We start from the raw sequence: 2,294 nt of genomic DNA on the forward strand, positions 1-2,294 counted from the left end.
GCCGCCGGTGCGGGGGTGGTTGATGATGGGCGGGCGCGGGTGGTGTGTTTGTCCGCGCGGACTCCGGACCGGTTGCGGGCGTACGCCCGGGCCCTCCTCGACCACATCGACACCCACCCCGGGCAGCTCCTGGCGGACATCGCCTACACCCTCCACGTCGGCCGGGACCCGATGCGCGAGCGGCTCGCCGTCGTCGCGTCCACGATGGAGGAGTTGCGCCACGCACTCGACCGCTTCCTCGACGGGGACCAGCCGCCCGCTGTGCACCTGGGCACGGCCGGCGCCGACCATCCGCTACGGCAGGTGCTGTCCACCGGTGACACCGCCGCCGTGCTCGTCGACCATTTCATCGACAGCGGCGACCACGAGCGGTTGGCGCTCTGCTGGGCGAACGGCCTCGACGTCGACTGGGGATCGCTCTACCGGAGCGAGCGTCGCCGCCGGCTGCCGCTGCCCACGTACCCGTTCGCGGGCGAGCGGCACTGGGTGCCCGGTCCGCTGCGCGCCCCGGCCCACCCGAACACGCCGTCCACGACCTGGCTGCGTACCGTCTGGCGGCCAGCACCGGCGCCCGACCCGGCCCCGGCCGGCGACGTCCTGGTCCTGATCGGCGAAGGTGCCGTCCCGGACCGTCACCGCTGGCAGCACGTGATCACCGCGAGCGCCGACGACCCGGCCGGTGGCCTCGGAGGGCTGCCTTCGTCCGCGCACCGGATCGACGTGCTGCACAGCGCCGCGCTCGACGCCGCACCCAACTCCGACCCGGACCCCGACGCGGGTGACCCGGCGGCCCTCCTCGGCGCACTGCTGCCGCTGCTCGTGGGCCTGCTCGACCGACCCGACCTGCGCTCCCTCCGACTGGTGTACGGGCATCCCGCCATCGACGGGACGCCGTCGCCCCGGCACGCCGCCGTCGCCGCGCTCCTGCGCTCGGCCATGCAGGAGGACCGCCGGCTCTCGGCACGGACGGTCGAGGTGGCCGGCGCACCGGACCGGGCCGCGCTGCTCGCCGAACTCGACCGCGCGGGGGCCGTCGAAGTACGCCACGAGCACGGCCGGCGGCTGGTCCGTCGGCTGGTGGAGGAGGAGTACGGCGGCTCCTCCGAGGCGCGCCCCGGCGAGCCGGCCGGTGTGATCCGGCTGCGCCACGGCGGCGTCTACCTGATCACCGGCGGGGTCGGCGGGGTGGGCGCTCACCTGGCCGCTCACCTGGCCCGGACGGTCGACGCCCGGCTGGTCCTGGTCGGCCGCTCGGCGACCGGCGACCCGGAGCGGATCGCGGCCCTGGAACGCACCGGCGCCGAGGTGCTCTACCTCAGCGGCAACGTGTCCCGGCTGGAGGACGTCACCCGGATCGTCGCCACGGTGCGGGAGCGCTTCGGCCGGATCGACGGCGTGGTGCACGCTGCGGGGGTGCTGCGCGACGGCTTCCTGCGTGGCCGCAGCCGAGCTGACGTCGAGGAGGTGCTCGCGGCCAAGGTGGCCGGGGCGCGGCTGCTCGACCAGGCGACCCGGGACGCCGGGCGGGACTTCCTGCTGTTCTGCTCGTCGATCGCCGGCGTTGTCGGCAACGCCGGCCAGGCCGCGTACGCGTACGCCAACGCCTACCTGGGGCACTACGCCGCCCGACAGCATGCCCTGGGCGACCCGACGGTCCGGGTCGTGCACTGGCCGTTGTGGGCAGACGGTGGGATGGCCGTCGACCGGGCGGCGCTCGCCGACGCGTTCGACGCCTCGGGTGTCGAACCGTTGCCGACCTCGGACGGCGTCGCCGCGCTCGAGCGGGTTCTGGGCGTCGCCCGGCCGGAGGCCATCCTCGGGTACGGGCTGCCCCGGCTCTTCGGGCATCTGAGCCGGGTCTTCGACGACCCCGCCGCGCCGATCCCGGCCCCCGTGGCTCCCGCGGTCCCGGCGACCGGGGCCGTGGGACCGGCGGCACCGCCCACCCTCATGGAGGCACGCCCCCCGGCGGCCGTGGTCGCCGCGCCGGCCGCACCGGCCTCCGCCTCGCTCCCCGCCACGGATGCGGCGTCGTCACCGGTCGATCGCGCCGAGCACCTGCTGCGCGGCGTGCTGGCGGCGCTGATGAAGTTGCCGCCGGACGCCCTCAACCCGGCAACGCCGCTGGTCGACTACGGGATGGACTCCATGGTCGTCCGCGCGCTCAACGAGGAACTCGCCGCGCGGCTCGGCCCGCTGCCCAGCACCCTCGCCTACGAGCACCCGACGCTGGCCGCGCTGGCCGACTACCTGGGCACCCACCACGGTGACCGCCTGCCCGCCCCCACTCCGGT

Annotated in this window: 1 protein-coding gene; it reads left to right on the plus strand. The window is 75.8% G+C overall.

The window, feature by feature from the left end; translation table 11 throughout:
- Positions 1-48 precede the first annotated feature (48 nt).
- Positions 49-2,294, plus strand: a 2,246-nt coding sequence (locus tag E1258_RS32075) for an SDR family NAD(P)-dependent oxidoreductase (protein ID WP_132407660.1), incomplete at its 3' end; no start/stop codon positions are given.

Origin of the sequence: Micromonospora sp. KC207 (assembly GCF_004348615.1) — a bacterium.
Taxonomy (GTDB): Bacteria; Actinomycetota; Actinomycetes; order Mycobacteriales; family Micromonosporaceae; genus Micromonospora.